Source organism: Amycolatopsis sp. SID8362 (assembly GCF_010550475.1).
Lineage (GTDB): Bacteria > Actinomycetota > Actinomycetes > Mycobacteriales > Pseudonocardiaceae > Amycolatopsis > Amycolatopsis eburnea.
Window position 1 is genome coordinate 1 of record NZ_JAAGNB010000083.1, and the last position, 847, is coordinate 847.

Annotated in this window: 1 protein-coding gene; it reads left to right on the forward strand. The window is 73.1% G+C overall.

Annotated elements, in window-relative coordinates; all coding sequences use genetic code 11:
* Window positions 1–217 precede the first annotated feature (217 nt).
* A partial coding sequence (locus G3I65_RS03005; protein WP_160694504.1) for an ABC transporter ATP-binding protein occupies window positions 218–847 on the forward strand: 630 nt, incomplete at its 3' end.

Here is an 847-nt window from a genome sequence, read left to right on the forward strand (position 1 = left end):
ACCGCCGCGAAGGCCGACGTCGCCGCGACGCAGGGCATGGTCGCCGGGCGGTTCGCCGGCTGACCTGCGGAAACCCCTCGGGAACGGGGTGTCGGGCACACTGCCCGGCACCCCGTTTTTCGTGCTTTCCGACGCCGGGGACTTTGAAGGTGCGCGGACTTTGTGTTACAAAGTGCGAGTCGAGTTTGAAACGCAAAGTCCACGAAAGGGGGACGCCATGACTGGGGGACCGGCGTTCGCACTCCACGGCCTGACCAAGCGGTTCGGCCGGGTCACGGCGGTCGGCGGCGTGTCCGTCGAGGTCGCGCGCGGCGAGGTCGTCGCGCTGCTCGGGCCGAACGGCGCGGGCAAGTCGACCACCGTCGACATGCTGCTCGGGCTGACCGAGCCGGACGCGGGGGAGGTGACCGTCGCCGGGGGCAGCCCGCGCGCGGCCGTCGACCGCGGGCTGGTCGGCGCGATGATGCAGAACGGCGCGCTGCTGCCGGACGCCACGGTCGGCGAGCTCGTCGGCCTGGTCGTCTCGACGCACGCGAAGCCGCTGCCCGCGGCCGAGGTGATCGCCCGCGCCGGGCTGACGAACCTCGTCAAACGCCGGTGCGGCAAGCTTTCCGGCGGCGAGCGGCAGCGCGTCCGGTTCGCGCTCGCGCTGGCCGGCGACCCGCAGCTGCTCGTGCTCGACGAGCCCACCGCCGCGATGGACGTCGACGGCAGGCGGGCCTTCTGGGCGGCCATCCGCGAGTTCGCCGCCACCGGCCGGACCGTCCTGTTCGCGACGCACTACCTCGCCGAGGCCGAGGACTACGCCGACCGCGTGGTGCTGATGCGCCACGGCACCGTCGTCGCC